Origin of the sequence: Rhizobium sp. L51/94, from assembly GCF_019355555.1 — a bacterium.
Classification (GTDB): Bacteria; Pseudomonadota; Alphaproteobacteria; order Rhizobiales; family Rhizobiaceae; genus Rhizobium; species Rhizobium rhododendri.
In genome coordinates, this window is record NZ_CP072141.1 from 96904 (window position 1) to 123632 (window position 26729).

Here is a 26729-nt window from a genome sequence, read left to right on the forward strand (position 1 = left end):
AGAGCATGAAATGACGGTTTCACCCCCGCGACGGAAAAGCCGCATCGTTTTCTGGCTGGCCGCGATCCTCATCCTGACGGGCATCGTCGCCACCGCGCTGCTTGCCAACGACCGGCGGAACTTGCGGTTTCTGGCTGACCGCTACCATATCGGCTGGCTCGGATATGAAACCGTCATGCCGCCGAAGAAGCTACCGCAAGCCAAACAAGGCCCGCGGCCGTTTGCGCCACCGCCAAGCCCGCCTGCAGTGGTAAAACCGGTCGCGACGCGGCTTTTTACCAACCTGAATTCCGCGCCCAGCTTTTTCCTACGCCGCTGGAAAATCGCCGGCGAGAAGGCCTGCAACGCAATCTCACGAGCCGGCTTCCCCGTCAGCCCTTGGCATCAGGGCGTCATCGACAATTCGACATTCGAATGCAGCTACCAGACGCCGGTGTCGGAGACAGCAGAAGAAGAACAACCTTCGCTCTTCGTCATCGTCCGCGGCACGCCGAAAGGCGAGGTCAGCAGTATCCGGGTCAAGGCGATCCTGCCCGAGACTGCCGCCGGGCGGGAGCTGCAGGCAAAATTCCAGGGCTTGGTCCACGCCATCGTCCAGGCTGTCGGCTGGGGCGACCTCAGCGATGCCACGGACCGCATTGGAAGGCTCGAGAACGTCACACAGTCGAGCTTCGGCGCAAGGATTGTATTCTCGCATGAGTTCGCCGATCCGCGCCGTTTCAACCTCATCCTCGACATCGACAGACCCACCGGCGACCGCATCCTCGCGGCCAATTTTTTCGACACGTCCAAGTGGTTGCCGCTGCCCGAAATTATCGCGCGCAAGTGATCCGAATTGGTACAGCAGCGGAGTGCAAACAAGGACAACGCAATTGCTGCGTTGCAACATACTGCCATTGCACTAAGATGGCCTCGTTCTACATGTTCGTTTCACCGTTCATTCCGTAGGGGATTTCGATGAGGTAGCAGGCGTGAAGCCAGCCGGTAAAGCTCTGGCATCATTCATGAAACTGATGACATATCAGTTTATCTGTTTCTTGAGCGATTACGCAGGAGCCGGAAATCTGGCCACGTCAGCAACTTCAAATCGACCAACAGAACGCGTTTGCGTTGTCTGAAAAAGAGGAAAATCGATGCGTATCACGATGATCGGGTCTGGTTATGTGGGTTTGGTGTCAGGCGTCTGCTTTGCGGATTTCGGCCATGACATCATCTGCGTCGACAAGGACGAGAAGAAGATTGCAGCCTTGCGGGCCGGCGAGATCCCGATCTTCGAGCCGGGGCTCGAAAGTCTCGTGGCGGAAAATGTCCGCTCCGGCCGCCTGTCGTTTTCGACGGAAGTGGCAGAAAGCGTCGCCGCCAGCGATGTCGTCTTCATCGCCGTCGGCACCCCGTCGCGCCGTGGCGATGGCCATGCCGACCTGTCCTATGTCTATGCTGCTGCCCGCGAGATCGCCACCCACGTCAAGGGCTTCACCGTCATCGTCACCAAGTCGACTGTCCCTGTCGGCACCGGCGATGAAGTCGAGCGGATCATGCGCGACACCAACCCGGACGCTGACATCGCCGTCGTGTCCAACCCCGAATTCCTGCGCGAAGGCGCCGCCATCGAGGACTTCAAGCGTCCGGACCGCATCGTCATCGGCCTCGACGACGATCGTGCCCGCGCCGTGATGACCGAAGTCTACCGGCCGCTCTACCTCAACCAGGCGCCGCTGCTGTTTACCTCGCGCCGCACGTCCGAACTGATCAAGTACGCCGCCAACGCTTTCCTCGCCATGAAGATCACCTTCATCAACGAGATGGCCGATCTCTGCGAAAAAGTCGGCGCCAATGTCCAGGAAGTCTCCCGCGGCATCGGTCTCGATGGCCGCATCGGCGCCAAATTCCTGCATGCAGGCCCAGGCTATGGCGGCTCCTGCTTTCCGAAGGACACGCTGGCTCTGGCAAAGACCGCACAGGACCATGACAGCCCGGTGCGGCTGATCGAAACGACCATCTCGATCAACGACAACCGCAAGCGGGCCATGGGTCGCAAGGTGATCGCGGCTGTTGGTGGCGACGTTCGCGGCAAGAGCGTCGCAGTTCTCGGCCTGACCTTCAAGCCCAACACCGACGACATGCGCGACAGCCCTGCGATCTCGATCATCCAGACCTTGCAGGATGCCGGCGCCAAGGTGGTCGGTTACGATCCGGAGGGCATGGACAACGCACGCGGTCTGATCGAGGGCATGACGTTCGCAGCCGATGCGTACACCGCCGCCGAGGGCGCAGACGCTCTCGTCATCGTCACCGAATGGAACCAGTTCCGCGCGCTCGATTTTGCCCGCCTGAAGCGGGTCATGGCCGCACCTGTGCTCATCGACCTCAGAAATATCTACCGCCGCGACGAGATCACAAAGCACGGCTTCGAATATTCGAGCATCGGACGGCCGAACCAGACCAACGATCAGCACTGAACGTTGTCAGCAATCAAAAAAAGGGGCATAGCTTGGCGCTATGCCCCCTATTTTATGCGTTACCCAAGCAGCATTGGAAACAACGCCAGCAGGTCTACTGCTTATCTCACACTCACATAAGGTTTGGATTCGCGTATGTGGTGGCGATAGTAGGAGCCCGGAGAATCGGCCGAGATCAGATTGCGGTAAATCTGTTCCGGCACGTTGCTGTAGGGCTCAACTTTGCCATTGTGAAACTCGATTTCCATGCGCGACGATTTCAGATCGTACGCAACAGCCGTAATGAGGCGCGATTTTATTTGAATGCGTTCCATTCCAAAATTCCCTTAGTTGCAAGAAATCAAAAACCAGAGCATGGGCACTGCTTCTACATCCCGGTCAGACGAACTTAGTATCTTTTACCGCTTATATTAAGTATTTAATAATAATAGCAATTCACAAATAATCAACGATGTTTACAGTTGCACTTCGCGGATAACGATTAACAACCTTGAGATGCGAAATGTCTCCGACTATCGAGATGAGTGCTCAGGCTACAGGAAGCAGATCCTGCAATCAGCCTCTCCAACTCGCTTATGAAGAGCCCGACAGACCGTATTTCTCGCTATGCTGGGGCAATTTTACGGCAAACGAAGTGCTCGCCAAGAGTTGATCGGTCGCGCCCCTGCGTTGCAGCGTTTTTCTTGCGCCGCGTGCGCGCAGTGGTGATATTCACCCTTCCTCCTTGTGCATCATCGCCGACGCCGAAAATGCGGAGCCAAGCCGCGACGGAAAGCCTGAATCAACAGCATGACACAGACTGAAAACGCCCCCTCGGACCCAGGGTTCGCCACCGAGCGCGATCCGCGACTGCGCTTCATCATCCCGGCCGTCGTTGCCGTCGCCTTCCTGATGGAACAGCTGGATTCGACGATCATCGTCACAGCTATTCCCGCCATGTCCCACAGTCTTGCCGTGACGCCACTCGCCATGAACCTCGCGGTCACGGCCTATATCCTGACGCTTGCGATGTTCATTCCGGTCAGCGGCTGGTTTGCCGATCGATTCGGTGCACGCCGCATCTTTGCGCTGTCGCTGCTGATCTTCACTATCGGCTCGGTGCTCTGCGGGCTGGCAGTCAATTTCCCGATGCTGATCGCGACGCGCGCCCTGCAGGGCTTCGGCGGGGCGATGATGACGCCGGTCGGCCGGCTCATCCTCATTCGCAGCTTTCCGCGCAGCCAGCTCGTGACTGCCATGACCTACATGACCTTGCCAGCTATCCTCGGGCCTTTGGTTGGCCCCATCCTCGGCGGCGTCCTGACGACCTATCTCTCCTGGCGATGGATATTCTACGTCAACGTGCCCTTCGGTATCATCGGCATCGTCATGGCGCTGCGCTACGTCGAGGATACCCACGCCGACACCTCCAAACGGTTCGACGTTCCGGGCTTTCTGATGGTCGGCTCCGGACTGGTGCTGCTGCAATACGGCATCGAGAATATCGGTCGGCCGGCCATTCCCGTCCCGGCCATCATTGCCGTCCTTGTCGCCGCCTTGCTGCTGCTCGTCTTTTTCGTCCGATATGCGCGCGCCGTGGCTGCGCCGGCTGTCGACCTGACGCTGTTTCGCCTGCGCTCTTTTCGCGTCGGTACGCTTGCCGGAGGCATCTGTCGTGTCGGATTGAACGGCGTGCCCTTTCTGCTGCCGCTGATGCTGCAGATCGGCTTTGGCGTCAGCCCCATCGTCTCGGGCTCGCTGACCTTCGCCAGCGCCTTCAGCGCACTCGTGGTCCGGCCGATCTCGCAACGGCTGCTGCGGGCATTCGGCTTCGATCGGGTGCTGACCTGGAGCGCCGTCGCAGGCTCGCTGACAGTCGCAGGCTTTTCACTGATGACGCTTCAGACACCCTATTGGCTGATTATCGTCTGGGTGTTTGTCTTCGGCCTGACACGGGCCGCACAGTTCATGACGTCGAACACGCTCTCCTACTCGGACACGCCAGCAGCGCAGCTCAGCAGCGCCACAAGCCTCGGGGGCGTGCTGCAGCAGCTGAGCGTCAGCTTCGGCGTATCGATCGCCGCCATGCTGCTCGGTCTCGTCACAGCGGGCAGTGGCGCCCTGACGCTCGGCAGCTTTCATATCGTCTTTCTGGTCATGGCTATCATTCCGCTGCTTGGCCTGCCCGGCTTCCTGCAGCTGAAACCAGAAGACGGCCAGCAGGTCAGCGGCCATGTGCGAAGAATAGCCCCGGACTAAGCGGAGTTACACGGTATTCAGGCTGCCACGGCAACCTTGCGGGGACTGACCAGGTGATCCTTTAGCACGATACCCGCCCTGTCGATCTCCTGCAGCACGACATCGTAGCTCCAGAGATCCGCCAGATGCTGCAGCACCTTCCGGGTGTCGCCCTCCTCCAGCAGACTGCCGTTCATCACCGTGTGCCGCAGGATCAGCCGACGGTCGCCGGGCAGGTCGACATCGACGACCTCGATATGTGGATCGATCCAGCCGATGTCGTATTGCCGAGAGAGTTCTCGCCGGACGCGCCGATAGCCGCGCTCGTCGTGGATTGCCGCCACCCGCATCCCTTCCTCCTCAGCCGGATCGTCGGTCAGGTGGAACAGCCGCAGCTTGCGCATAAGGTTGGGGCTGAGAAACTGGGCAATGAAGCTCTCGTCGCGATAGTTGGCCCAGAGATCGCGGAGCACCGCCATGGCATCTCCGGTTCCGGCAATCTCCGGGAACCATTCGCGATCCTCCTGCTCCGGCTTGGTGACGATACGTTCGATGTCCTGCATCATCGCAAAGCCGATGGCATAGGGATTGAGGCCGGAATAACGCTGGTCATCGAACTGCGGCTGGAACACCACATTGGTGTGGGATTTCAGAAACTCGAGAAAATCACCGTCGCCGATACCGCCGCGCTCGTGCAGACGTGTCATGATCTCATAGTGCACATAGGTCGCCGTGCCCTCGTTCATCACCTTCGTCTGACCCTGCGGGTAGAAATACTGGGCCACGTGGCGGACGATTCGGAGGATTTCCCGTTGCCACGGCTGCAGGCGGGGCGCTGTCTTTTCGAGGAAATAGAGGATATTTTCCTGCGGCAGCCCGGTGATTGCCTGCCGGCGCTCGAGGCTGAGATCCGGTGCGCTCTTGCCGGCCTTGGTCGGCACGGTTCGCCAGAGATCGTTGAAGATGCTTTCGTCATGCGCTCGCCGCTCCTGCAGCCGGACCTCCTCCATCCGCAGATCGAGCTTCTTCTTGCCGGCATAGCGGTGCACGCCGTGCGACATCAGTGCATGGGCGGAATCGAGCGTCCGCTCCACGGCCGCATGCCCGTAGCGTTCCTCGCAATTGGCAATATAGCCCTTGGCGAAATTCAGGTAATCGAGGATGCCATCGGCGTCTGTCCACAGCTTGAAAAGGTAGTTGTTCTTGAAGAAATGGTTGTGGCCGAAGGCGGCATGCGCAATCACCAGCGCCTGCATCGTCGCGGTGTTCTCCTCCATCAGGTATGAGATGCAAGGGGAGCTGTTGATGACGATCTCGTAGGCTAGCCCACGCAGGCCCTTGCGATAAAATGCCTCGTGATGGGCGAAATGCTTGCCAAACGACCAGTGCTTGTAGAAGAGCGGCATGCCGATCGAGGAATAGACATCGAGCATCTGCTCGGCAGTGATGATCTCGATCTGGTTAGGATAGACATCCAGCCCAAGCTCGTTGACGGCGATGTCCTGGCAGGCATCGTGGATGCGCTGCAACGCGGCGAAATCCCAGTCGGCACCGTCGTAGAGACGCTTCATTGCCTTTGCCATTATCAGCCAGCCCTTGTCTCCGCAGCGCGGCGTTGAAAGAGATCATGGAATACCGGGTAGATCTGGCTGCGGTCGCTGACCTTGCGCATCGACAGCACCGGCCAGCCGGCCGAAATCCGCTCATAGAGCTGCCAGACCGCCGAGCCGGACGAAATCGCCCCGCTGCGCCCTTCGCCGACTTCGAGATAGGCGAAATATTGCGTCGCCGGCAGAATCCAGTCCTGCATGAGAGCTGCTGTCGTGGTGCTGTCGGAATAGGCGTTGTCCCCATCGGATGCCTGCGCCGCATAGATGTTCCAGTCGGACGGTGGAAAACGCTCGGTCATGATCCGTCGCATCGCATCCAGCGCGCTCGATACCTGCGTACCGCCCGTGGCGGGGCTGCGGAAGAATGTTTCCTCGTCGACCTCCTCGGCCGTGTCGGTATGGCGGATGAAGACGATCTCGACGCGCTTGTACTGCCTCGTCAGGAAGATATAGAGCAGCATGTAGAAGCGCTTGGCGAGATCCTTCATGTGCTCGGACATCGAGCCGGAGACGTCCATCAGGCAGAACATCACCGCCTGGGCGACCGGCCTCGGCTCGTTTTCGAAACGCCGATAGCGAATGTCGATCGGATCGATATACGGAATGCGCCGCACCCGTGATTCCAGCGCCGACACTTCAGCCTCCAGTGCCAGCCGCCGATCCTCGTCTACGCAATCGGCGATCTCGGCATGCAGCATGGCCACCGTCTCCGCCTTCGGCCGGTTAAGCGCAACGCGGCGCATCATGGCCCGCTTCATGGTCCGGTTGATGGCGAGATTGGAGGGAGAGCCGTTTACGGAATAGCCTGCCCGCACCGGGTTCGGCTGTTCGGATGTGGCGAGCTTTTTCTTGGCCAGATCCGGAAGCTCGAGGTCGTCGAGGAAGATGTCGAGGAATTCGTCGCGGGTCAGGACGAAGCGGAAGGCATCCTCGCCGTTGCCATCGCCACCGTCGCGCGGCTTGCCTTTTCCGCCCGGCGGGCGGGAGAGAATATCGCCTTCGATGAAGGTCTTGTTGCCCGGCAGGACGTGTTCGTGGATGCCGGCCGGGCCTTTCCGGAAGTGCGGCTCCTCAGTGCCCCCAAGGGGAATACTGATCTCGCCGCCTTTGAGAACGTCTTGAATACCGCGGCTTTGCGAGGTCTCGTAGACCGCTTTCTGCACCAGCGCCTTTGCTCGTCGCAGGAAGCGCTGGCGATTTTCGAGACTCTTGCCGCCTGGATTCAGGCGCCGGTCAACAATGTGCATTCCTACTCCTCTGTTGGGACTAGTCTAGCCTGCCTGTTTGACGCGCATGTACCACTCTACCAACCGGCGAACCTGGCGCTCCGTATAGCCGCGCGAAGTCATGCGCTCGACGAATTGCCCATGCTTCTTCTCCGTGTCGCCGTCCTTCTTCGAGCCGAAGGAAATCACCGGCAACAGGTCTTCCACCTGGCTGAACATCCGCTTTTCGATGACTTCGCGGATTTTCTCGTAACTCGTCCAGGATGGATTCTTGCCGCCATTGCTCGCCCGCGACCGCAGGCAGAATTTTACCACCTCGTTGCGGAAATCTTTCGGGTTGGCGATCCCGGCAGGCTTTTCGATCTTGGTCAGTTCCTGGTTGAGCAGATCCCTGTCCAGCATCTGGCCGGTATCCGGATCCTTGAAATCGACATCCTCGATCCAGGCATCGGCATAGTCCACATAGCGGTCGAAAAGGTTCTGGCCGTAGTCGCCATAGGATTCGAGATAGGCCTTTTGGATCTCGTGTCCGATGAATTCCGCGTAGCGCGGCGCCAGCTCCCCTTTGATATACTCCATATACTGCTTCTCGACCTCGGCCGGCAGTTGCTCCCGCCGGATCGACTGTTCGATGACATACATCAGATGCACCGGGTCGGCCGCGATCTCTGTCGTATCGTGGTTGAACGTCGCCGCCAGAACCTTGAAGGCAAAGCGCGTCGAGACGCCGTCCATGCCCTCGTCGACGCCGGCTGTGTCCCGATATTCCTGCACGCTGCGGGCCCGGGGGTCCGTTTCCTTGACGCTCTCGCCATCGTAGACGCGAAGCTTGGAAAACGGCGTCGAGTTTTCATGCCGCGTCAGCCGCGACAGAACCGTGAAGCGCGCCAGGGTTTCCAGCGTCGACGGCGCGCAAGGCGCCTGGCTAAGCTCGGACTCCTCGATCAGCTTCTCGTAGATCTTCTGCTCTTCCGTGACCCGCAGGCAATAGGGCACCTTAACGACGCAGATACGATCGATGAAGGCCTCGTTGTTCTTGTTGGCCTTGAAGGTCTGCCACTCCGCCTCGTTGGAGTGGGCCAGAATGACGCCTGAGAACGGGATGGCGCCGATATTCTCGGTGCCAATGTAATTGCCCTCCTGCGTCGCCGTCAGCAGCGGATGCAGCATCTTGATCGGCGCCTTGAACATTTCAACAAATTCAAGCACGCCCTGGTTGGCGCGGTTGAGGCCGCCGGAATAGCTGTAGGCGTCGGCATCGCTCTGGGCGAGGCTCTCGAGCTTGCGGATATCGACCTTGCCGACGAGCGAGGAGATATCCTGGTTGTTCTCGTCGCCAGGCTCGGTCTTGGCGATGGCGATCTGGCGCAGCCGCGACGGCTGCATCTTCACCACCTTGAAGCGCGAGATATCGCCGCCGAATTCTTCCAGCCGCTTCAGGCACCAGGGGCTCATCAGCCCTGTCAGCCTTCGCTTCGGAATACCGTAGCGTTCCTGCAGCATGTCGCCCATCGCAGCCGGATCGAACAGGCTGAGCGGGCTTTCGAAAACCGGGCTGAGTTCGTTGCCGGCCTTCAGCACGTAAATGGGATGGACCTCCATCAGCGCCTTCAGCCGTTCGGCCAGCGACGACTTGCCGCCACCGACAGGGCCGAGCAGGTAGAGGATCTGCTTGCGCTCTTCCAACCCTTGCGCCGCATGGCGGAAGAAGGCGACGATTCGCTCGATCGTCTCTTCCATCCCGTAGAAGCCCTCGAAGGCGGGATAGGTCCGGATGGTGCGGTTCAGGAAGATACGCCCAAGGCGGGAGTCCCTCGACGTGTCTACAAACTGTGGTTCACCCATCGCGGCAAGTAGTCGCTCTGCCGCATTGGCATACATCAGTGGTTCGCCCTTGCAGGCTTCCAGGTATTCAGAGAAAGACATCTCGACTTCGCGCCGCGCTTCAAAGGAACGGGCGAAGGTGTTGAATAGTACATCCGTGTTGTACATGGCGCCTCATCGAGGTTGCTATTGCAAATACGCCTGGTCAGCTGGATAACAATCCGCTGTATTCATATTTCGGTGACGTTTCTATGAAAGTGAAATGCGACCGTGAATCAAATGCTACGCTTGATTCGGCAATGCAGCAATATCCGAGGCAATCCCAAGTCACCGATTTAATGATAAAGATGCTCAGGGTTGCGTAATAATGAATGCGAATATACCTGAAGTGGCGGATGTGAGTGTATGGTACTCAAGCGATATGCGCCATAAAACCGGTACCAAGCCATTGATTTCATAACAATCAATGCGAGTGGCACCGATAGCGGACGGCAAAATTGCCACATGCCGTCCGATTTTTTTCCACAGAGCCCGTTTGTTATCAGGCGTTCATCTGGGAGATGAGGCGCGTTTCCAGATAGGAATCCACCGCCTCTGAGCCGCCTTCCGTGCCATAGCCGGAATCCTTCATGCCGCCGAACGGCACTTCCGGAATGGAAAGGCCGTTGTGGTTGATGGTCAGCATGCCTGCTTCCATCCGCTGTCCCAGCGCATGCACCGTGCCGACTGACGTTGTGAAAGCATACGAGGCAAGCCCGAACGGCAGGCGGTTTGCCTCGGTGATCGCATCGTCGACAGTCGCGAAACGATTGATGATGGCGACGGGACCGAAGGGCTCCTCGTTCATGATGCGCGCATGGATGGGCACGTCGGTGATGACGGTCGGCTCGAAGAAATTGCCTTCGTTGCCGATCCTGCGGCCGCCGGTGCGCAGCGTCGCGCCCTGCGACACGGCATCGTTGATCAGCGCTTCCAGCGCCGGGATCCGCCGCTCGTTGGCAAGCGGCCCCATCTGCACGTCTGCCTCGAGCCCGTTGCCGACCTTGATCGCCTTGGCGGCGGCAACAAACCCATCAGTGAACTGGTCCATCACGCCGTTCTGCACGAGGAAACGCGTCGGCGCGACGCAGACCTGGCCGGCATTGCGGAACTTCGCCAGCGACGACACTTCGATGGCCTTGGCGATATCGGCGTCATCGAAGACGATTGCCGGCGCGTGCCCGCCGAGTTCCATCGTCGCCCGCTTCATGTGCAGGCCGGCAAGCGAGGCCAGTTGTTTGCCGATGGGGGTGGAGCCGGTAAACGAGATCTTGCGGATGACGGGGTGCGGGATGAGATATTCGGAGATCTCTGCCGGCACGCCATAGACGAGGTTGACGACTCCGGCCGGCATGCCCGCGTCGGCAAAGGCGCGGATCAACTCGGCCGGCGAGGCCGGCGTCTCCTCGGGCGCCTTGATGATGATCGAACACCCGGTCGCAACCGCTGCCGACAGCTTACGGACGATCTGATTGATGGGGAAATTCCAGGGCGTGAAGGCCGCAACCGGGCCGACCGGCTGCTTGATCGTCATCTGCAGCACGCCGGTGTGGCGCGCCGGGATGATCTGGCCATAAGTGCGGCGCGCCTCTTCGGCAAACCAGTCGATGGTATCGGCAGCCCCGAGCGTTTCCGCCAACGACTGCGCCAACGGCTTGCCCTGTTCACGCGTCATCACCCAGGCGATCATGTCCTTGCGCTCGCGCAGGAGATCGGCCGCACGACGCATGATCTTCGAGCGCTCGAAGGCAGATGTATCGCGCCAGACCTTGAAGCCCTTGTCGGCCGCCGCCAGCGCAAGATCCAGATCGGCGCGCTCCGCATGGGCGATCTGCCCGATGGTCTGGCCGGTCGCGGGGTCGCTGACAGGGATCGTCTTCTTCGAAAGCGCATCGCGCCATTCGCCATCGATGAAGAGTTTGACGTCGGGATAGGTATGCATGGGGAACCTCTTTGGATGATCAGGCCGGCTTTCAGCAGATGCCGCAGGAAGCGGCGGTGCGACAAGCCTCCAACCGACCGGCGTCGATCGATAATGCTTTTATGGGAGCGCTGTACATGGTGTCAACGACGGCACAATTCCAGCCACTGGTCCAGCCACTGGTCCTGCCACTGGCGGCACCAGCCGAGGATCACGAAAACGCGAACAACTCTGGATTTCATTAGAAGAAGCGCCATATTCGTCTCACAAAAGGAGCGAGAACATGAAAAGACTAGCAATTATCGCGGTGTCGCTGATGACGGCATTCACCGCCATCACGCCTGCCGAAGCATTCCCCGTATCCGCTGCGCCGGTAGCCACGATCCAGAATTCGGATGTCGTGAACGTGCAATACAGCGAGTACAGGCACCATGGACGCCGAAACGGCGATCGGCGCAATTACTATCGCGGCCGCGGCCATGATCGCCGCTATGACCGCGGCTACCGTCGCCACAACAACACGGGCGCCATCATTGGCGGCCTCGCAGCCGGCGCCATCATCGGCGGCATCGTTGCCGGCTCCCGCTCGAACGGCAGCTCCCATGCCCAGTCCTGCGCCAACCGCTACAGAACATACCGCGCTTCGGACAACACGTATCAGCCGAACAGCGGCCCACGGGTGCAGTGCCGGTAAGCTATCGGTTCGATTGAGTTTGTGTGATGTTAGGCCGCCCGTGACGAGAGTTGCGGGCGGTTTTTTGTGTTTAAATACAAGTAGACGCGTACTAAGCGTAGCGCAGGTGGAAATAGCGCTTCCCAATTTTTAGGACTTCACCATCTCGTACCATTAAACCAAGAACCGCATGAGACAGGAAATTTTTGCCCGTCTCTTTACCGTCGACAAGGGAGGAATGGGACTGCAAATCCAACGCATTCGCCATGTCGGTATTTGTTGCGCCCTGCGGCTTTTCTTCCAAGTGACCACGGATAGCGGCTTTCAACATATTCAAGCCCGCGATGGCATCTTCTTTTGGCGTCATGAATCAATCCTTTGAAATAGACTGAATAACACGTCCGCCAAAAACGCTCTAAACATAAATCTATCGCGGTAGAATCGTCCAAATTTATTGAGAAATTTGATGGTGCCCGGAGGCGGATTTGAACCACCGACACGCGGATTTTCAATCCGCTGCTCTACCAACTGAGCTATCCGGGCATACCTGCTTCATCCCGAAGGATTTGCCTCGCTTGGAGGCTTGGGGAGCTTGGTTTTCCCCGGAAGCGTGGGCGTTATAACATCTTGTTCGGCCATGTCCAGCATCAATCGCTACTTTTTCGACAGGAAATGCAAGACCGGTAATTGTCGAACGTCCTCAATGCCTTGCCGTTCGTTTCCGACAGGTTTGTGACTATTCCTCGTCCTCGTAGTCAGCCTTTGTCTCGTCGTCGGCAACCGGAATGGCATAGGAACCGCTCAGCCAGCGCGACAGGTCCATCTCGCGGCAGCGGTCCGAACAGAAGGGATAATGTTCGCGCATCGACGGCCGGCCGCATTCGGCGCAGGCGCGCGGCTTGCGCAGGGGCTCGACCTTGGCGCCGAGCTTAATCTCGTTTTCCGACATGGATCATCCTTCCTGCCAATGGGCGTGAACGTCGAATCCTTCGCCTGAAAGCAGCAGCATGGTCTCGTAGAGCGGCAGCCCGACGACATTCGTGTAGGAGCCGACCAGTTTCTGGACGAAACCGCCCGCCAGCCCCTGAATGGCATAGGCGCCTGCCTTGCCGCGCCACTGGCCGGAGGCCAGATAGAATTCCATGTCGTTGCCCGAAAGCCGCTTGAAGCGGACCTTCGTCTCGACGACCTTCTGGCGCATCTTGCGATCAGGCGTAATCAGGCAGATCCCGGTATAGACAGTGTGGCTGCGGCCCGAAAGCAGGTGCAGCGCCGCCGATGCTTCCTCGACGAATTCCGCCTTCGGCAAAATGCGCCGCCCGACGGCCACCACCGTGTCGGCCGATAGAAGATAGCTTCCCTGCCATGCGACGTCGCCCTTCAGCGCGGCATAGGCAGCCTCCCCCTTTTCAGCCGACAGACGACGGGCCAGCGAGCGCGGATGCTCGGCCTTTTTAGGAGTCTCGTCGATATCCATCGGCATGAGGCGCGCGGGTTCGATGCCCGCCTGGTGCAGGAGATCAACGCGGCGCGGCGAACCGGAAGCCAGTATCAACGAATGTTTCAGCGCCATAAAACCTCGACGTCAGCGGGAAGACGGGGGAGCCGGCGTCAGAACCCGCCGGACTACTTGAAGCGGTAGGTGATGCGGCCCTTGGTCAGATCGTAGGGAGTCATTTCCACCAGAACCTTGTCGCCAGCCAGAACGCGGATACGGTTCTTGCGCATGCGGCCCGCCGTGTGGGCGATGATTTCGTGTTCGTTTTCGAGCTTGACGCGGAACGTTGCGTTCGGCAGCAATTCGGTCACGACACCGGGAAATTCGAGGACTTCTTCTTTAGGCATGTAAGACGGTTCTTCCTGTCGTTTGACGCCGGGGCTGATGCCGCCGGAAAATTTGCGCGGAAACTACACAATCGACGCGGTCTTGTGAACCTCGTTGATCAGGCTTTCTGCATTTGTTTCATGCCGATTGCGCGGCAATTCCATTTCGCCGGGCCAGCCGGCTGTCGATCAGCCCGTACAGATGGTCGCGCACGCCACGATAGGCTTCGACGATCTGTTCGCGCGTTCCGGATATAACCGTTGGATCGAAGGTTGGCCAGTAGATGACCTCGACCGCCTGCGACCGCGTCAGTTCCAGCGCCGTGTGGTGGGCTTCCGGCGAGAGCGTGATGATAAGATCGAAGAAGTCGTCTTCCAGCTGCTCCAGCGTTTGCGGCTGGTGGCGACCGAGATCGAGGCCTATTTCGTCGAGCACCGCATCCACGAAGGCATTCCGCTCGCCGGCCCTAACGCCAGCCGACATGATATAGGTGCCCGATGGCAGAATGCTACGGGCGATGGCTTCCGCCATGGGCGAGCGGATCGAATTCATCCCGCACATGAACAGCAAGGCCTTGGGCGTATGGCTTGGCGTCGGAAAGCGATCCTGCGTTTCCATTGGCGCTTAACCCCGCCAGTAGAGAACGCAGACGAGCGTGAAAAGCCGTCGCGATGTGTTGAAGTCGATGTCGATCTTGCCTTTCAAGCGGTCGCTCAGCGTCTGCGACCCTTCGTTGTGGATACTGCGGCGACCCATGTCGATGGCCTCGATACGGCTCGGCGTTGCCGACCGGATCGCCTCGTAGTAGCTCTCGCAGACCAGGAAGTAGTCCTTGACGATGCGCCGGAATGGCGTCAGCGACAGGATATGCGTGGCGACCTGGGGCTCGCCTTCGGCACTGATATCCAGCACGAGCTTGGAATCCAGCAACGACAGTTTCAGGCTGTAGGGCCCACCGGCATGACCGATCGGCTGAAAGAAATTTTCCTCGACCAGGTCGAAAATGGCAACGGCGCGCTCGTGTTCGACGTCAGGGCTGGCGCGGCCGATCGTATCGTCGAGGACCACATCGGTCAGCCGGAAGTCGCCCGCCGCCATCGCCTAGCCTTCGAGGTTGAGCCGGATCGCCACCGAGCGGGCATGAGCATCGAGACCTTCGGAATTGGCAAGCGCGATGGCCGCCGGCCCGAGCGCCCGGAGCTGTTCGGCCCCGAGCTTCAGCACCGAGGTGCGCTTCATGAAGTCAAGCACCGAAAGGCCGGATGAAAAGCGCGCCGAGCGGGCGGTCGGCAGCACGTGGTTGGAGCCACCGACATAATCGCCGATAACCTCAGGCGTGTGCTTGCCGATGAAGATGGCGCCGGCATTGCGGATACCGAGCATCAGCGCATCGGGATCGTCGACCGCAAGCTCCAGATGTTCGGCAGCGATGCGGTTGGCGAGCGGGATCGCGTCTTCGAGGCTCTCGACGATGATGATGGCGCCGAAATCCCGCCAGCTCGCCGCTGCGGTCTCGACGCGACCAAGCGTCTTCAACTGCCGCTCGACGGCCTGTTCGACGGATTTGGCAAGCAGCGGATTATCGGTAATCAGGATCGACTGGGCGCCTCGGTCGTGCTCGGCCTGGGCAAGAAGGTCGGCCGCGATCCAGTCGGGATCGTTATCCTTGTCGGCAATGACCAGCACTTCGGAAGGACCGGCAATCATGTCGATGCCGACAGTCCCGAACACATGGCGCTTGGCGGCCGCCACATAGGCGTTGCCCGGCCCGGTGACTTTCGCCACCGGCGCAATCGTCTCGGTGCCATAGGCGAGCGCCGCGACTGCCTGCGCGCCGCCGACGCGGTAGATTTCCTCGACACCGGCCATGCGGGCAGCGGCCAGCACGGCGGGATTGACGACGCCCTCCTTTGCCGGCACCACCATGACGACACGCTCGACACCGGCGACCTTGGCCGGGATGGCATTCATCAGCACCGAACTCGGGTAGCTTGCCGTACCGCCGGGCACATAGATGCCGACCGCCTCGATCGCCGTCCAGCGCGAGCCGAGCACGACACCCAGTTCGTCCTCGTAGCTGTCATCGCGCGGCAACTGGCGGCGATGGTGCGACTCGATGCGCACGGCGGCAACCTTCAGCGCGCCCAGCACTTCCGATGGCACCTGCGCGATGGCAGCATCGATTTCCTCAAAAGTCACCCGCATCGGCGTCGCATCGAAATCGATACCGTCGAAGCGGACGGAATATTCTATCAACGCAACGTCGCCACGCGCCCGAACGTCGGCGATGATATCGCGGACGACAGCGTTCACATCCTCGGACACTTCCCGCTTCGTGGTCAGGAATGCCGCGAACTGCGCCTCGAAACCTTCCGCCGCCTGCTCAAGCCAGATCGCCAATGCCGATATCCTTTGCTTTCAAAAACCGCCGCAGCGGCAAGAACCAGTCTCTGCCACTCAGGCGGCGTCGTCGGGGTGCGTCGGTTTCTTGGCCGTTTCCCATGCGCCGCCGATATCGGCCAGCTGCACTTCGATGCATTCCACGTCGAGCGCCAGCGTAGCATTGCCGGCAAGCGTCAGTTCGATCGTGCCATCCGGCCCTTCGCCCTTCTGCTCGAAGCGAATGGCCAGAAGCGAAAGCACCGTCTCGCGCCTGCGGCGGTCGATGCCCAGCGTCCGCACGGCCAGCACCCGCTTGAACACGAGCGCCGCGCGATGGCGCTGATAGCCCTTGGCCTTGCCATCTGCCTTTTCCCAGTCGAAGCGGTTTGCCGTCAGGGAAAACTGCAGGCCGCGCGGCTCATAGGCCATGTCGCCGACCTTGAAGACGGCGTCCTGCATATGGGCAGAAACAACCGCCAGGTCTTCGCCATCGAGCGCCACAAGCTTCAGATCTGCCATGCCTTAGTTCCCCACATCGTCAGCCGCCACATCCGGCGGCCCGTTCCACCCCGAGATAGGGTGCCTGGGGCTTGGACGCAACGGCAGATGCGGCTCCCGGCAACGCTTTCAGGGCCTATTCGCTGAGCCGTTCGACGATGGCGCCGCAGCGCGTCAGCTTCTCTTCCAGCCGCTCGAAGCCACGGTCGAGATGGTAGACGCGCGAAACGACGGTTTCGCCTTCTGCGGCAAGCCCGGCAATCACCAGCGACACGGAGGCACGAAGGTCCGTCGCCATGACAGGCGCCCCGCGCAGCCGCTCGACACCCTCGATCTTCGCCGTCTGGCCGGACAGCGAGATCCTTGCGCCGAGACGGGCAAGCTCTTGAACGTGCATGAAGCGGTTTTCGAAAATCGTCTCCGTGATGTGCGCCGTGCCGGAAGCCCGCGTCATCAGCGCCATGAATTGCGCCTGCAGGTCGGTCGGGAAGCCCGGGAAAGGGTCCGTGACGATATCGACCGGCCGGATGCCGCCGCCATTGCGGCGCACGCGCATGCCGTTGTTGGTCGGCGTGATCTCAGCGCCGGCGCGACGCAAGGTTTCAAGCGCCGTCTCGAGCAGCGACATATCGGTATTTTCAAGCGTCACGTCGCCGCCGGCCATCGCAACAGCCATGGCATAGGTGCCGGTCTCGATACGGTCTGGCAGCACGCGGTGGCGGGCGCCAGAGAGTGATGTGACGCCATCGATGGTGATGGTCGAGGTGCCGGCGCCGGAAATCTTGGCGCCCATGGCGATAAGGCAGTTGGCGAGATCGACGACCTCAGGCTCGCGGGCGGCATTGCCGATGACCGTGGTGCCGCGCGCAAGCGTTGCCGCCATCATCATCACATGAGTAGCGCCGACGGATACCTTCGGGAATGTGTACTTGGCACCGATCAGGCCGCCCTTCGGCGCAGTGGCGTTGATGTAGCCGGCATCGATATCCATGTTGGCGCCGAGCGCCTGCAGGGATTCGATAAACAAGTCGACCGGCCGCGTGCCGATGGTGCAGCCGCCCGGCAGCGATACGCGTGCCTGGCCTTCGCGGGCGAGCAGCGGCCCGAGCACCCAGAAGCTGGCGCGCATCTTCGAGACCAGCTCGTAATGGGCAGTGGTATCGACGATCGTCCGGCAGGTGAAATGGATCGTGCGGGAATAGGCGTCGTCCTGACGCTCGCGCCGGCCGTTGACCGAGACGTCGACGCCGTGGTTGCCGAGAATGCGCAGCAGCAGTTCGACATCGGCCAGGTGAGGCACGTTTTCGAGCGTCAGCGTGTCGCTCGTCAGGAGCGACGCAATCATCAGCGGCAATGCGGCATTCTTGGCGCCGGAAATCGGAATGACGCCATTGAGCTCATTGCCGCCGACAATCCTGATACGATCCATGTGCGATTACGGGCGAACCCGCCTTTCTGAAATCTTGATGCCTTGCAGAGGAAGGTGGTGTTTAAAGGAAATCGGTCGCCGCTTCAATTCGTTTGCGGCGTGTAAGACCTAATCATTACAATTCGTCCATTTTTGCGGCAGGCAGGCCATCCGTCTCGTCAGCCTCGCCGGCGCGGCGTGCGCGCACCTGCTGCTTGCGGCGAGAAAGATTCTCCTTCAGCTTGGCAGCCGCCCTCGCCCGCCGCCGATCCGCTTCGCTGAGCAAGGGCTGCTGCGGTTTAAGCAAGGGGCCATCTGCGACCGTGGCACTCGTGCCGCCACCACTACTTTGTTCGTCTTCGTTCATGTCTGCCTTGATAGCGCAGATGACGATATTTCAAAAGCCACGCCGACGTTTTCCCGTGCTTGTTTCAAGAAGATTGGATTTTGCGGCTTGCGCTTGCCGATCAGCTATGGCAATAGCCGCCTCGCCCGATACGGCGCATCCGCTGCGCCACGATGCTGCTATAGCTCAGGGGTAGAGCACTCCCTTGGTAAGGGAGAGGCCTGGGGTTCAAATCCCCATAGCAGCACCATTTCCCCAAACGATATTGCCGCCTCATCCATCACAGATAGACACATTGCGTCGATGGCCGCGTGAAAGCGCCTAACTATCTGCCTGCGTCGGCACCGCAGCGGATTGGTACCAGCGCGTCTGCGCCCTAGACCGAGGGACGAGCACGTAGGCGAGGCGCCGGAAGAAATCGACGGTGCGGAAAAGATGGGCCGGAAGGCGCTTCCAGGCAGACAGCTTGGCCGCGCGGTAGTCCCGGCGACGGCCGATCATCGTTTCGCGTCGTGATTTGTTGAAGCCGACGAGATTGGTCTTGCTGGAAAAAACCGAAATATCCATATCCCACCCTCGCTCGATGGCGACGTCCCACGGCAAGGACATGACCGCGAGCGACTGGGCTATTTTCTCTGCACCGCGCCGCGTCACCAGATAGCAAGCCGTAGACCCCTGTGGTCCGAACAGGCAGCGGCCGATAGTGTCACCACGTTCGCTGCGGGCGTGGAAACGAAAGCCTTTCCAGCGGTGATTGACGAGCTTGATCATGTCGGCGCCGGGAACAGCACGGCTGGCGGCCAATGCCCTCGCAATGAATTCACCATCAAGCGCAATATCGTCCTCGATGATCACGGCCGCCTCGTTGCCGCTTGCGATAAACTGGCGTAGCGCCAGCAGGTGGCTTCGGTAGCAGCCGTACTCGCCCGGAAGAATACGCCTGCCATGACGGTTACCGAAGCGCTTCTGGTCGACGTCGACCCATTGCGCCTCTGGCACCAACAACCCGTCGACGCCCTCCACAAGCTCTATGGCGATGCCGAGTTCACGGCCGCGAGAGCAAACTTCCTGCAGTCTCTCCTTCGCCCGAGCGATATTGATGAGATAAACCGGAAGAGGCTGCAGGGTGGACATAAATGGCCTCGGTACGCGTAAATGAAAGTGGACAGAGCCGGATGCGCTCAGATCACGCAACCATCCGAATCGATCAGGCGGGCTTCGTGCAGGGCACAGTTAAGAACTCGGCCGCTCCATAACAAGCTGGCGGCGAGACCGCCACCCTCACACTTTGTTGTTCAAAGCCATTGAATTTTGTTATCCGGGCAAGGTCGCTGTCAGTACAGATTGCAAAACCCAAACGCCCGTTTGAACAAACCGCTTTCCCTTTCTATAGTCGCCTCGAACGGACATTCCAATGTCGTCCCTTCCGCTACCCTGGCGGCAGAAGCGACGACCCTATCGACAACGGAGGAGAAGACGATGACGAAGATGCGTGCGCTGGTTCTCGAGCGCCAGCACGAACTGGCCTTGCGCGACATAGACCTGCCTCAGGAAGTCGGCGCCGGACAGGTGAAGATCAAGATCCACACGGTCGGCGTCTGCGGCTCCGATGTCCACTACTACACCCACGGTCGGATTGGCGGCTTCATCGTCACTGCGCCGATGGTGCTGGGACACGAGGCAGCTGGCACGGTGGTCGAGATCGGCGCCGGCGTGACCCACCTGAAGATCGGCGATCGCGTCTGCATGGAACCGGGCATTCCCGATGCCAATTCCCGCGCCAGCCGGCTTGGCATGTATAATGTCGATCCCGCCGTCGTCTTCTGGGCAACCCCGCCGGTCCATGGCGTGCTGACGCCCTATGTGGTGCACCCGGCCAATTATACCTTCAAGCTGCCCGACAATGTCTCGTTTGCCGAAGGTGCCATGGTCGAGCCATTCGCCGTCGGCATGCAGGCCGCAAGCAAGGCGCGCATCGCACCCGGCGACACCGCCGTCGTGCTCGGCGCCGGCCCCATCGGGACAATGGTGGCAATTGCAGCGCTTGCCGGTGGCTGCTCGCGCGTCATCGTCGCCGATCTCGCCCAGCCGAAGCTCGATATTGCTGCGCAGTATCAGGGGATCATTCCCGTCAACATCCGCGAGACGAAGCTGCTCGACGCGTTGAACCTGTTGACCGACGGTTGGGGAGCGGATGTCGTGTTCGAATGCTCCGGCTCACCGAAGGCCTGGGAGACCATCATGGAGCTGCCACGTCCGGGTGGAGCAATCGTTGCCGTCGGCCTGCCGGTTGCACCTGTTGCCATCGACGTCTCGATCGCCACCACCAAAGAGGTGCGGATCGAGACAGTGTTCCGCTATGCGCACCAGTACGACCGTGCCATCGCCCTGATCGGCTCCGGACGCGTGGACCTGAAACCGCTGATTTCCGAGACTTTCGGCTTCGAACAATCCATTCAGGCTTTCGAGCGCGCCGCAGAAGGCCGGCCCAGCGACGTCAAGCTGCAGATTGTCATGGACCAGTAGGAGAAAGCCAAAAGCCCGCACGACATCCGTGCGGGCATTTGCAGAAAGGCGCTTAAAAGCCTGCTATTCGGCGGCCGCTTTGACGCCGCTGGCGTGTCGACCCATCGTCAGCTGTGCAAGCAAGAATGCAGTCACTGCAGCGCAGGCGATGGCTACCGTCATCGGCACGGCTGTTCCGTTGGCAAACAGGCTGGCCAGCACCATCGCAATCGCGCCGGTGGTGAACTGCAGCGTGCCCATCAGCGCCGAGGCCGTGCCGGCGATGGCACCATGCTCCTCGAGTGCGAGCACCGCCGTCGTCGGGATGACAAGGCCGAGAAATCCAAATCCGACGAACAGAAGGACGACCAGCACCGGAAGTTGCTCGAAGCCGAGGCTCATCGCTGCGACCAGAGCAACCATCGACGCAGCAAAGCCCGTGACGGCGAAGCGCATGACACGCACAAGCCCATAACGCTGGCCAAGCCGGCCCGTCAGCTGCGACACAGCAAAGAACGACACCGCGTTGACGGAGAAGGCAAAGCTGTATTCGGTCGGTGTCAGTCCATAGTGGTTGATCAGCACGAAGGGCGAGTTGGCGAGATAGACCAGGAAGCTGGAAATGCCGAAACTGCCGATGAGGGACAGCGTCATGAACGTCCGATCTCCGAGCAGATAGACATAGGCCGCCATCGCGCTGCGGAAACTGCTGCCGGCGCGGTCTTCTCTGGAGCGGGTTTCGGAAAGCTGCGTCGAGAGCAGGACCAGGCCAATGAAGGCAGCGATGGTCACAGCCCAGAAGACACCGCGCCAGCCGAAGAAGGCAATGACCGCGCTGCCGGTCAGGGGCGCCAGGATTGGCGATATGCTGAACACCAGCATCAGCAGAGACATAAGCCGCGCTGCCTCCACACCGACATGCATGTCGCGGACAACCGCCCGTGGCACCACCATGCCGGCGGCGCCGCCGATGCCCTGAAGGAAGCGGAAGGCGATCAGCATTTCGATATTGGTAGCCAGAGCGCAGCCGATGCTGGCGACGGCAAACAGACCGATGCCGATATAAAGTGGCGCCTTGCGGCCGTACATGTCAGCCAGCGGACCGTAGAGCAGTTGAAATGCAGCGAAGGGAATGAAGAAGGCAAGCAGGCTCATCTGAACCAGATTGTCCGGCGCACCGAGGTCATGGCCAATGGATGGCAGCGCCGGCAGGTACATGTCGATGGCAAAAGGCCCGATTGCTGACAAAAGGCCAAGAATCAGCGCGATGCGAAAGAAGGGTGTCATGGGGCGAATACTCTCGAAAATTGGATAGGGGCCGCTTTCGCTGGAAGCGCGGTAACAGATGCCGGATGCGGTACAGGCCGGTCACATTTTGGACACTGGTGTCAAATTAGACAGACTTGTCTAAAACGTCAATGCGACTTACTCTCCGATCATGACAAATGCGCGAACTGCACCACCGCAAACCATTTCAGACGTCCGGCGTGGGCTTTCGACCAAGCGGGTCTCCGTTCTCACGGCTGCAACAGAGGTTTTCTGCCGCGAAGGTTTTTCCGGCGCCTGCATCGATGAAATCGCCGAGCAGGCGGGTGTGTCGCGCCAGACGATCTACAACCACTACCGCGACAAGGAAGCACTCTTTGTCGCGATCGTCGAAGACATCACGGCGCGCACCGTAGAGGCGCTTTCATCGACGATCGCCACCTTTCCAGACATGCCAGCCGACATAGAGGCGGAAATGACTGCGTTGGTGTCCCTGTTGGTGCGCAACTGCCTCTGCAACCGCGATGGCCGTTTTATGCACAAGCTGCTGCAATCCGAAGGCGAGCGGTATCCGCAGCTGTTCGCGACGTGGCGCCAAAAGGGCTCGGGCTTGCCGGCCGAGGCCGTCTCTGGGCTTTTCACGCGCATCGCCAAAGCGGGTCTACTGGATATCGACGATGCAGACCTCGCGGCCCGGCAATTTCTGGCGCTCATCCATGCAGACTTGCAGACGACAACCTTGTTCGGCGGCATTCCCGAAGATGAAGATGTGGCGCGAGCAGCCCGCAACGCCGTGCGTACATTTCTCCGCGCCTACTCCGTACCGGCATAAGGCCGCAGTCCGGCTTGAGGTAGGGTAGAAAACAAGGCGCCCATATCGTCGTCACATTGACGCGGTCACATCAGGCGCCTGAAAGTATCAGGCGTCCGGCAAGTCGATCTTCAGGGCAGATGCAATTCGCTTGATTTTGAGCGGATCAGTGTCGGTGCCGGCCTCTATGGCGACGATTTCGTCAACTGTCAGTCCAACTGTCTCGGCCAGATCGTCGACGCTGTAGCCGAATGAGCCGCGCGTAATGCGAATTCGCGTTCCGACATCGGCGAGCTGGGCGGACGGTGTGTCATGGATGGGGTTGGACATGGAGTTCTCCTTCGCCGCCGGTGATCGTGCTCGACCGCTGGCGACATCGTTTACCAATGCCGACCCTCTTTATTGCCGCAATATCGAATCGGCAAGCAGAATTGCTGCAGAGCACAAAAGGATTGCCCGCCGGTTAACCGGGCCGCCGCCGTCCCCAATGTCACGCCGGTTCGCCGAATCATGAGGAAAACAACGCTTCTAGACGCTGTTAAAACCAAGCGAAGCCTACTCCGCAGCCATTGCCGGCGGCATCGGATGTTGCTGTTCGTCCACCGTCCCGGCCTCGTTCTTGCCGGCCTTTAATTTCGGCTCCTTGCCAAAGAACAGGGCGTAGGCGGCGGGCAAGACGATGATCGTCAGGACGGTTGCCACCAGGATACCGCCCATCATCGCATAGGCGAGCGGGCCCCAGAACACGCCGCGCGAAATCGGGATCAGCGCCAGTACGGCGGTGAGCGCGGTCAGCATGATCGGCCGGAAACGACGCACGGCCGAGCCGATGATCGCCTCCTGGCGCTCCATGCCCATAGCGATATCCTGGTCGATCTGGTCGATGAGGATGATCGAGTTGCGGATGATGATACCGAGCAGCGCGATGACACCGAGAATGGCAACGAACCCGAACGGCGCACCGCTGATCAGGAGCGCAGCCGCAGCCCCGATGATGCCGAGCGGTCCAGTCGCCAGCACCAGCATCGCCTTGCCGAAGTGCTGCAACTGGATCATCAGGAGCACGACGATGACGAGCAGCATGATCGGCGCCTTGGCGGCAATGGAGGCCTGGCTTTCCGCCGCATCCTCGGTACCACCCTGCACCTCGATCTGATAGCCGGGCGGCAGGCTGTCGCGGAGCGGCTTCAGGTCGGCGTAGAGTTTTGTCGTCACGTCGTTTGCCTGCACATCGTCGGGCAGCGTAGCCCGCACCGTGATCGTCGGCAGGCGGTCGCGGCGCCATTCCAGCCCCAGCGTCATGGTCGGCACGACCTTTGCCACCTGCGACAGCGGCACGAAACCGCCGGCATCGCTCGGCACGGAGATGGAATTGACCGCCGACAGCAGATGCCGATTGGCTTCCGGCTCGCGTGCCACGATCGACACGGTCTCTTCGCCTTCGCGGAAGTCGCCGAGCGAGGCCCCCGTGACGGCAGCGGCCAGTACCTGGCGAATGCGCTGCGACGTGACGCCGAGGGCCCGTGCCCGATCCTGATCGATCACCAGGCGCATTTCCGGCACCGGCTCGAGCCAGTCGTCGTGGATCGCACCCATGCGGGGATCGGCGGCGAAACGCTGCTTTACCTGGTCGGCGATACGACGAACCTCGAGGCGGTCGGGGCCAAGCACGCGCATCTGCACGGGCCATCCGGTCGGCGGACCGAGGAACAGCCGGTCGACCTTGGCGCGGATGTCCGGAAAGTCGGCGGCGAGAATGCCGCGCAGCTTGATGATCAGCCGCTCGCGGGCGGGTTCGTCGTTGGCAAGCACGAGCAATTGCGCGAAGTTCGGATTGATAAGCTGCTGGTCGAGCGGCAGGAAAAAGCGCGGAGCGCCCTCGCCGATGTAGCTGGCAACAAAGCGCTTGTCCTTGTCGTCGGCAATCCGGGCCTCCAGCGCCGCCGCCTGCTTTTCAACCTCGGCGATGCTGGTGCCCTCAGGCAGCCAGAGGTCGACAAGGATCTCAGGCCGCGACGATTGCGGAAAGAAATTCTGCGGAATGAACTGGAAGGCCCAGAGACTGGTGCCGAAGGTCAGCAGCGTCAACGCCAGCACGATGATCCGATGCCGCACGGCCCAGCCGACAGTGCCGCGCAGGCGACGGTAGAAGCGGGTATCGAAGACGTCGTGATGGCTGCCCGCATGATGCCGCTGCTTGAGGATCATGTAGCCGAGCCACGGTGTAAAATAGACGGCGACGAACCAGGATGTCACCAGCGCGATGCCGACCACATAGAACAGGGTGCGGACATACTCGCCGGCGGTAGACGCTGCAAAGCCGACCGGGATGAAGCCTGCCGTGGTGATCAGCGTTCCTGTCAGCATCGGGAATGCGGTTGATGTATAGGCAAAGCTGGCGGCGTCGAGCTTGACCATGCCCTCCTCCAGCTTGCGCTCCATCAGTTCGACAACGATCATGGCATCGTCGACCAGAAGACCGAGCGCAATGATCAGCGCACCCAGTGAGATGCGCTGCAGGTCGATGCCGAATTCGTACATGATGGCAAAGGTCGCGGCCAGCACCAGCGGAATGGCGATGGCAATCACCAGACCCGAGCGCCAGCCGATCGACACGAAGGAGACGATCAGCACGATGACGAGCGCTTCGCCCAGCGCATGCATGAATTCGCTGACCGCGTCGGTGACGACATCGGGCTGGTTGGCGATCTGGTCAACGGCGACGCCGAGCGGCAGCGACGATTCGAACCGCTGGTAAACGGCATCGACGGAATGGCCGACGTCGGTGACTTTGTAGCCCTTGGCCATGACCACGCCGACCTGCACGCTCTCATGGCCGTTATATTTGAATTTGGCCGTGTAGGGGTCCTGCAGCCCCGCATAGACGGTGGCAATGTCGCCGAGACGCGTCACCTGGTCTCCGGCCTTCAACCTCAACTCACGGATATCTTCGATCTTCCTGACATCGCCCTCGACGGAAATGCGCACCGACCTCAAGCCGGTATCGACGGAGCCGGCCGAATCGACGCTGTTCTGGCCCGTGACGGCAGCACGAAGGGTATCGAGCGTCAGTCCGCGCTCGGCCAGCGCCTTCGACGAGACGTCGATGTAGATTCTCTCGGGCTGGTCGCCGATGATCACCGCTTTTTCGACGCCCGGCACGGTTAGCAGCATGTCCCGCGCCTGGATGGCGAACTTCTTCAGCTCCGGATAGCTGTAGCCAGTGCCGCTGATCGAATGGAGCGTGATGAAGGTGTCGCCGAATTCATCGTTGAAATAGGGTCCGAGGAGGCCCGACGGCAGCTCGCTCTGGATATCGCCGACCTTCTTGCGCACCTGATAGAAAGCGTCGTTCACCTCGGCCGCGTTGGTGTCGCCCTTGACCTGGACAGTGATGATGGCGCTGCCGGCGCGGGTGTATGATTTTACCCAGTCGAGATGCGGCGTCTCCTGCAGTTTGCGCTCGATCTTGTTGACCACCTGGTCTTCCATCTCGTCAATCGACGCACCGGGCCAGATGGCCTGCACCACCATGACGCGGAAGGTAAAGTCGGGATCTTCCTTCTGGCCCATGTGGGTCAGGCCGAGGGCTCCGGCGATGATGATCAGCCCGAACAGGAAGCGGGCGATACTCGGATGGCCGATTGCCCAGCGCGAGAGATTGAATGGCTGCTTTTGTTCAGTGGGTGTGGTCATCATCTTCATCCGCTTTCGAGTGC

General features: G+C 60.3%; 26 protein-coding genes and 2 tRNA genes. 8 read left to right on the forward strand and 20 right to left on the reverse strand.

From position 1 onward, the window contains the following. Nucleotides 1-10: 10 nt before the first annotated feature. Both J5274_RS00455 and J5274_RS00460 read left to right on the forward strand, forming a co-directional pair. Complete coding sequence (locus tag J5274_RS00455) at nucleotides 11-829, forward strand: DUF6030 family protein (protein ID WP_142830356.1); 819 nt, start codon at nucleotides 11-13, stop codon at nucleotides 827-829. Between the two features lie 304 nt (nucleotides 830-1133). Beyond that, a complete protein-coding gene (locus J5274_RS00460; protein WP_219274720.1) occupies nucleotides 1134-2459 on the forward strand; it encodes a UDP-glucose/GDP-mannose dehydrogenase family protein in 1326 nt (441 codons plus the stop codon). A gap of 101 nt (nucleotides 2460-2560) precedes the next feature. On the opposite strand, the gene J5274_RS00465 is transcribed toward J5274_RS00460, so the two are convergent. Then, on the reverse strand, nucleotides 2561-2773 hold the full coding sequence (locus J5274_RS00465; RefSeq protein ID WP_111218920.1) for a KTSC domain-containing protein: 213 nt from the start codon (nucleotides 2771-2773) through the stop codon (nucleotides 2561-2563). A gap of 475 nt (nucleotides 2774-3248) precedes the next feature. Here J5274_RS00465 and J5274_RS00470 point away from each other — a divergent pair, with 475 nt between their 5' ends. Continuing rightward, a complete protein-coding gene (locus J5274_RS00470) occupies nucleotides 3249-4697 on the forward strand; it encodes a DHA2 family efflux MFS transporter permease subunit (RefSeq protein WP_219274721.1) in 1449 nt (482 codons plus the stop codon). 17 nt (nucleotides 4698-4714) lie between these two features. Here J5274_RS00470 and J5274_RS00475 read toward each other — a convergent pair whose 3' ends face one another. The 4 genes from J5274_RS00475 to J5274_RS00490 all read right to left on the reverse strand — a co-directional run bounded on the left by J5274_RS00475 (nucleotide 4715) and on the right by J5274_RS00490 (nucleotide 11317). After that, on the reverse strand, nucleotides 4715-6259 hold the full coding sequence (locus J5274_RS00475; RefSeq protein ID WP_142830352.1) for a SpoVR family protein: 1545 nt from the start codon (nucleotides 6257-6259) through the stop codon (nucleotides 4715-4717). A 2-nt stretch (nucleotides 6260-6261) separates the two neighbouring features. Then, the gene (locus J5274_RS00480; protein ID WP_142830350.1) at nucleotides 6262-7533 is read right to left on the reverse strand and encodes a YeaH/YhbH family protein; all 1272 of its coding nucleotides are present in this window, start codon (nucleotides 7531-7533) and stop codon (nucleotides 6262-6264) included. Between the two features lie 24 nt (nucleotides 7534-7557). Beyond that, a complete protein-coding gene (locus J5274_RS00485; RefSeq protein ID WP_142830349.1) occupies nucleotides 7558-9504 on the reverse strand; it encodes a PrkA family serine protein kinase in 1947 nt (648 codons plus the stop codon). A gap of 373 nt (nucleotides 9505-9877) precedes the next feature. Then, complete coding sequence (locus tag J5274_RS00490) at nucleotides 9878-11317, reverse strand: NAD-dependent succinate-semialdehyde dehydrogenase (protein WP_142830347.1); 1440 nt, start codon at nucleotides 11315-11317, stop codon at nucleotides 9878-9880. Between the two features lie 11 nt (nucleotides 11318-11328). Between J5274_RS00490 and J5274_RS00495 the strand changes: the two genes are divergently transcribed. Both J5274_RS00495 and J5274_RS00500 read left to right on the forward strand, forming a co-directional pair. Then, complete coding sequence (locus J5274_RS00495; RefSeq protein ID WP_142830345.1) at nucleotides 11329-11541, forward strand: hypothetical protein; 213 nt, start codon at nucleotides 11329-11331, stop codon at nucleotides 11539-11541. A gap of 38 nt (nucleotides 11542-11579) precedes the next feature. Beyond that, a complete protein-coding gene (locus J5274_RS00500) occupies nucleotides 11580-11990 on the forward strand; it encodes a BA14K family protein (protein WP_142830343.1) in 411 nt (136 codons plus the stop codon). A gap of 91 nt (nucleotides 11991-12081) precedes the next feature. Here the strand turns inward: J5274_RS00500 and J5274_RS00505 are convergent, their stop codons facing one another. The 11 genes from J5274_RS00505 to J5274_RS00555 all read right to left on the reverse strand — a co-directional run bounded on the left by J5274_RS00505 (nucleotide 12082) and on the right by J5274_RS00555 (nucleotide 18449). Next, the gene (locus tag J5274_RS00505) at nucleotides 12082-12336 is read right to left on the reverse strand and encodes a hypothetical protein (RefSeq protein ID WP_142830341.1); all 255 of its coding nucleotides are present in this window, start codon (nucleotides 12334-12336) and stop codon (nucleotides 12082-12084) included. Nucleotides 12337-12436: 100 nt separating this feature from the next. Then, nucleotides 12437-12512, reverse strand: a tRNA-Phe gene (locus J5274_RS00510). A 193-nt stretch (nucleotides 12513-12705) separates the two neighbouring features. After that, entirely contained in the window at nucleotides 12706-12918 is a 213-nt protein-coding gene (gene yacG / locus J5274_RS00515) for a DNA gyrase inhibitor YacG (protein ID WP_111218937.1), read from the reverse strand. Nucleotides 12919-12921: 3 nt separating this feature from the next. Next, nucleotides 12922-13542 (reverse strand): Maf-like protein, encoded by a 621-nt coding sequence (locus J5274_RS00520; RefSeq protein WP_111218939.1) that lies wholly within the window; start codon nucleotides 13540-13542, stop codon nucleotides 12922-12924. Between the two features lie 53 nt (nucleotides 13543-13595). Beyond that, entirely contained in the window at nucleotides 13596-13814 is a 219-nt protein-coding gene (gene infA / locus J5274_RS00525) for a translation initiation factor IF-1 (protein ID WP_004117876.1), read from the reverse strand. Nucleotides 13815-13932: 118 nt separating this feature from the next. After that, nucleotides 13933-14412, reverse strand: a complete 480-nt coding sequence (locus tag J5274_RS00530; RefSeq protein WP_142830339.1) for a low molecular weight phosphatase family protein — start codon at nucleotides 14410-14412, stop codon at nucleotides 13933-13935. 6 nt (nucleotides 14413-14418) lie between these two features. Further along, entirely contained in the window at nucleotides 14419-14892 is a 474-nt protein-coding gene (locus tag J5274_RS00535) for a UPF0262 family protein (RefSeq protein WP_142830337.1), read from the reverse strand. A gap of 3 nt (nucleotides 14893-14895) precedes the next feature. Beyond that, on the reverse strand, nucleotides 14896-16194 hold the full coding sequence (gene hisD, locus J5274_RS00540) for a histidinol dehydrogenase (protein ID WP_219274722.1): 1299 nt from the start codon (nucleotides 16192-16194) through the stop codon (nucleotides 14896-14898). A 57-nt stretch (nucleotides 16195-16251) separates the two neighbouring features. Next, complete coding sequence (locus J5274_RS00545) at nucleotides 16252-16695, reverse strand: DUF2948 family protein (RefSeq protein ID WP_111218945.1); 444 nt, start codon at nucleotides 16693-16695, stop codon at nucleotides 16252-16254. A gap of 115 nt (nucleotides 16696-16810) precedes the next feature. Continuing rightward, nucleotides 16811-18103, reverse strand: a complete 1293-nt coding sequence (gene murA / locus J5274_RS00550) for a UDP-N-acetylglucosamine 1-carboxyvinyltransferase (protein ID WP_111218947.1) — start codon at nucleotides 18101-18103, stop codon at nucleotides 16811-16813. Nucleotides 18104-18218: 115 nt separating this feature from the next. Further along, nucleotides 18219-18449, reverse strand: a complete 231-nt coding sequence (locus J5274_RS00555; protein ID WP_142830333.1) for a hypothetical protein — start codon at nucleotides 18447-18449, stop codon at nucleotides 18219-18221. 154 nt (nucleotides 18450-18603) lie between these two features. Here J5274_RS00555 and J5274_RS00560 point away from each other — a divergent pair. Continuing rightward, nucleotides 18604-18678, forward strand: a tRNA-Thr gene (locus J5274_RS00560). A gap of 71 nt (nucleotides 18679-18749) precedes the next feature. Here J5274_RS00560 and J5274_RS00565 read toward each other — a convergent pair. Beyond that, nucleotides 18750-19562, reverse strand: a complete 813-nt coding sequence (locus J5274_RS00565) for a glycosyltransferase family 25 protein (protein ID WP_142830331.1) — start codon at nucleotides 19560-19562, stop codon at nucleotides 18750-18752. 345 nt (nucleotides 19563-19907) lie between these two features. Here J5274_RS00565 and J5274_RS00570 point away from each other — a divergent pair, with 345 nt between their 5' ends. Beyond that, nucleotides 19908-20954 (forward strand): NAD(P)-dependent alcohol dehydrogenase, encoded by a 1047-nt coding sequence (locus J5274_RS00570; protein WP_142830329.1) that lies wholly within the window; start codon nucleotides 19908-19910, stop codon nucleotides 20952-20954. 63 nt (nucleotides 20955-21017) lie between these two features. On the opposite strand, the gene J5274_RS00575 is transcribed toward J5274_RS00570, so the two are convergent. Next, nucleotides 21018-22220 carry a multidrug effflux MFS transporter gene (locus J5274_RS00575; protein WP_142830327.1) on the reverse strand — a complete coding sequence of 401 codons (1203 nt, stop codon included), beginning with the start codon at nucleotides 22218-22220 and terminating at the stop codon, nucleotides 21018-21020. 151 nt (nucleotides 22221-22371) lie between these two features. Here J5274_RS00575 and J5274_RS00580 point away from each other — a divergent pair, with 151 nt between their 5' ends. Beyond that, a complete protein-coding gene (locus J5274_RS00580) occupies nucleotides 22372-23031 on the forward strand; it encodes a TetR/AcrR family transcriptional regulator (protein ID WP_142830326.1) in 660 nt (219 codons plus the stop codon). A gap of 87 nt (nucleotides 23032-23118) precedes the next feature. On the opposite strand, the gene J5274_RS00585 is transcribed toward J5274_RS00580, so the two are convergent. Together J5274_RS00585 and J5274_RS00590 are read right to left on the reverse strand one after the other, a co-directional pair. After that, nucleotides 23119-23340 (reverse strand): helix-turn-helix transcriptional regulator, encoded by a 222-nt coding sequence (locus J5274_RS00585; RefSeq protein WP_142830324.1) that lies wholly within the window; start codon nucleotides 23338-23340, stop codon nucleotides 23119-23121. Between the two features lie 225 nt (nucleotides 23341-23565). Then, nucleotides 23566-26706 (reverse strand): efflux RND transporter permease subunit, encoded by a 3141-nt coding sequence (locus tag J5274_RS00590; protein WP_142830322.1) that lies wholly within the window; start codon nucleotides 26704-26706, stop codon nucleotides 23566-23568. Nucleotides 26707-26729 lie beyond the last annotated feature (23 nt).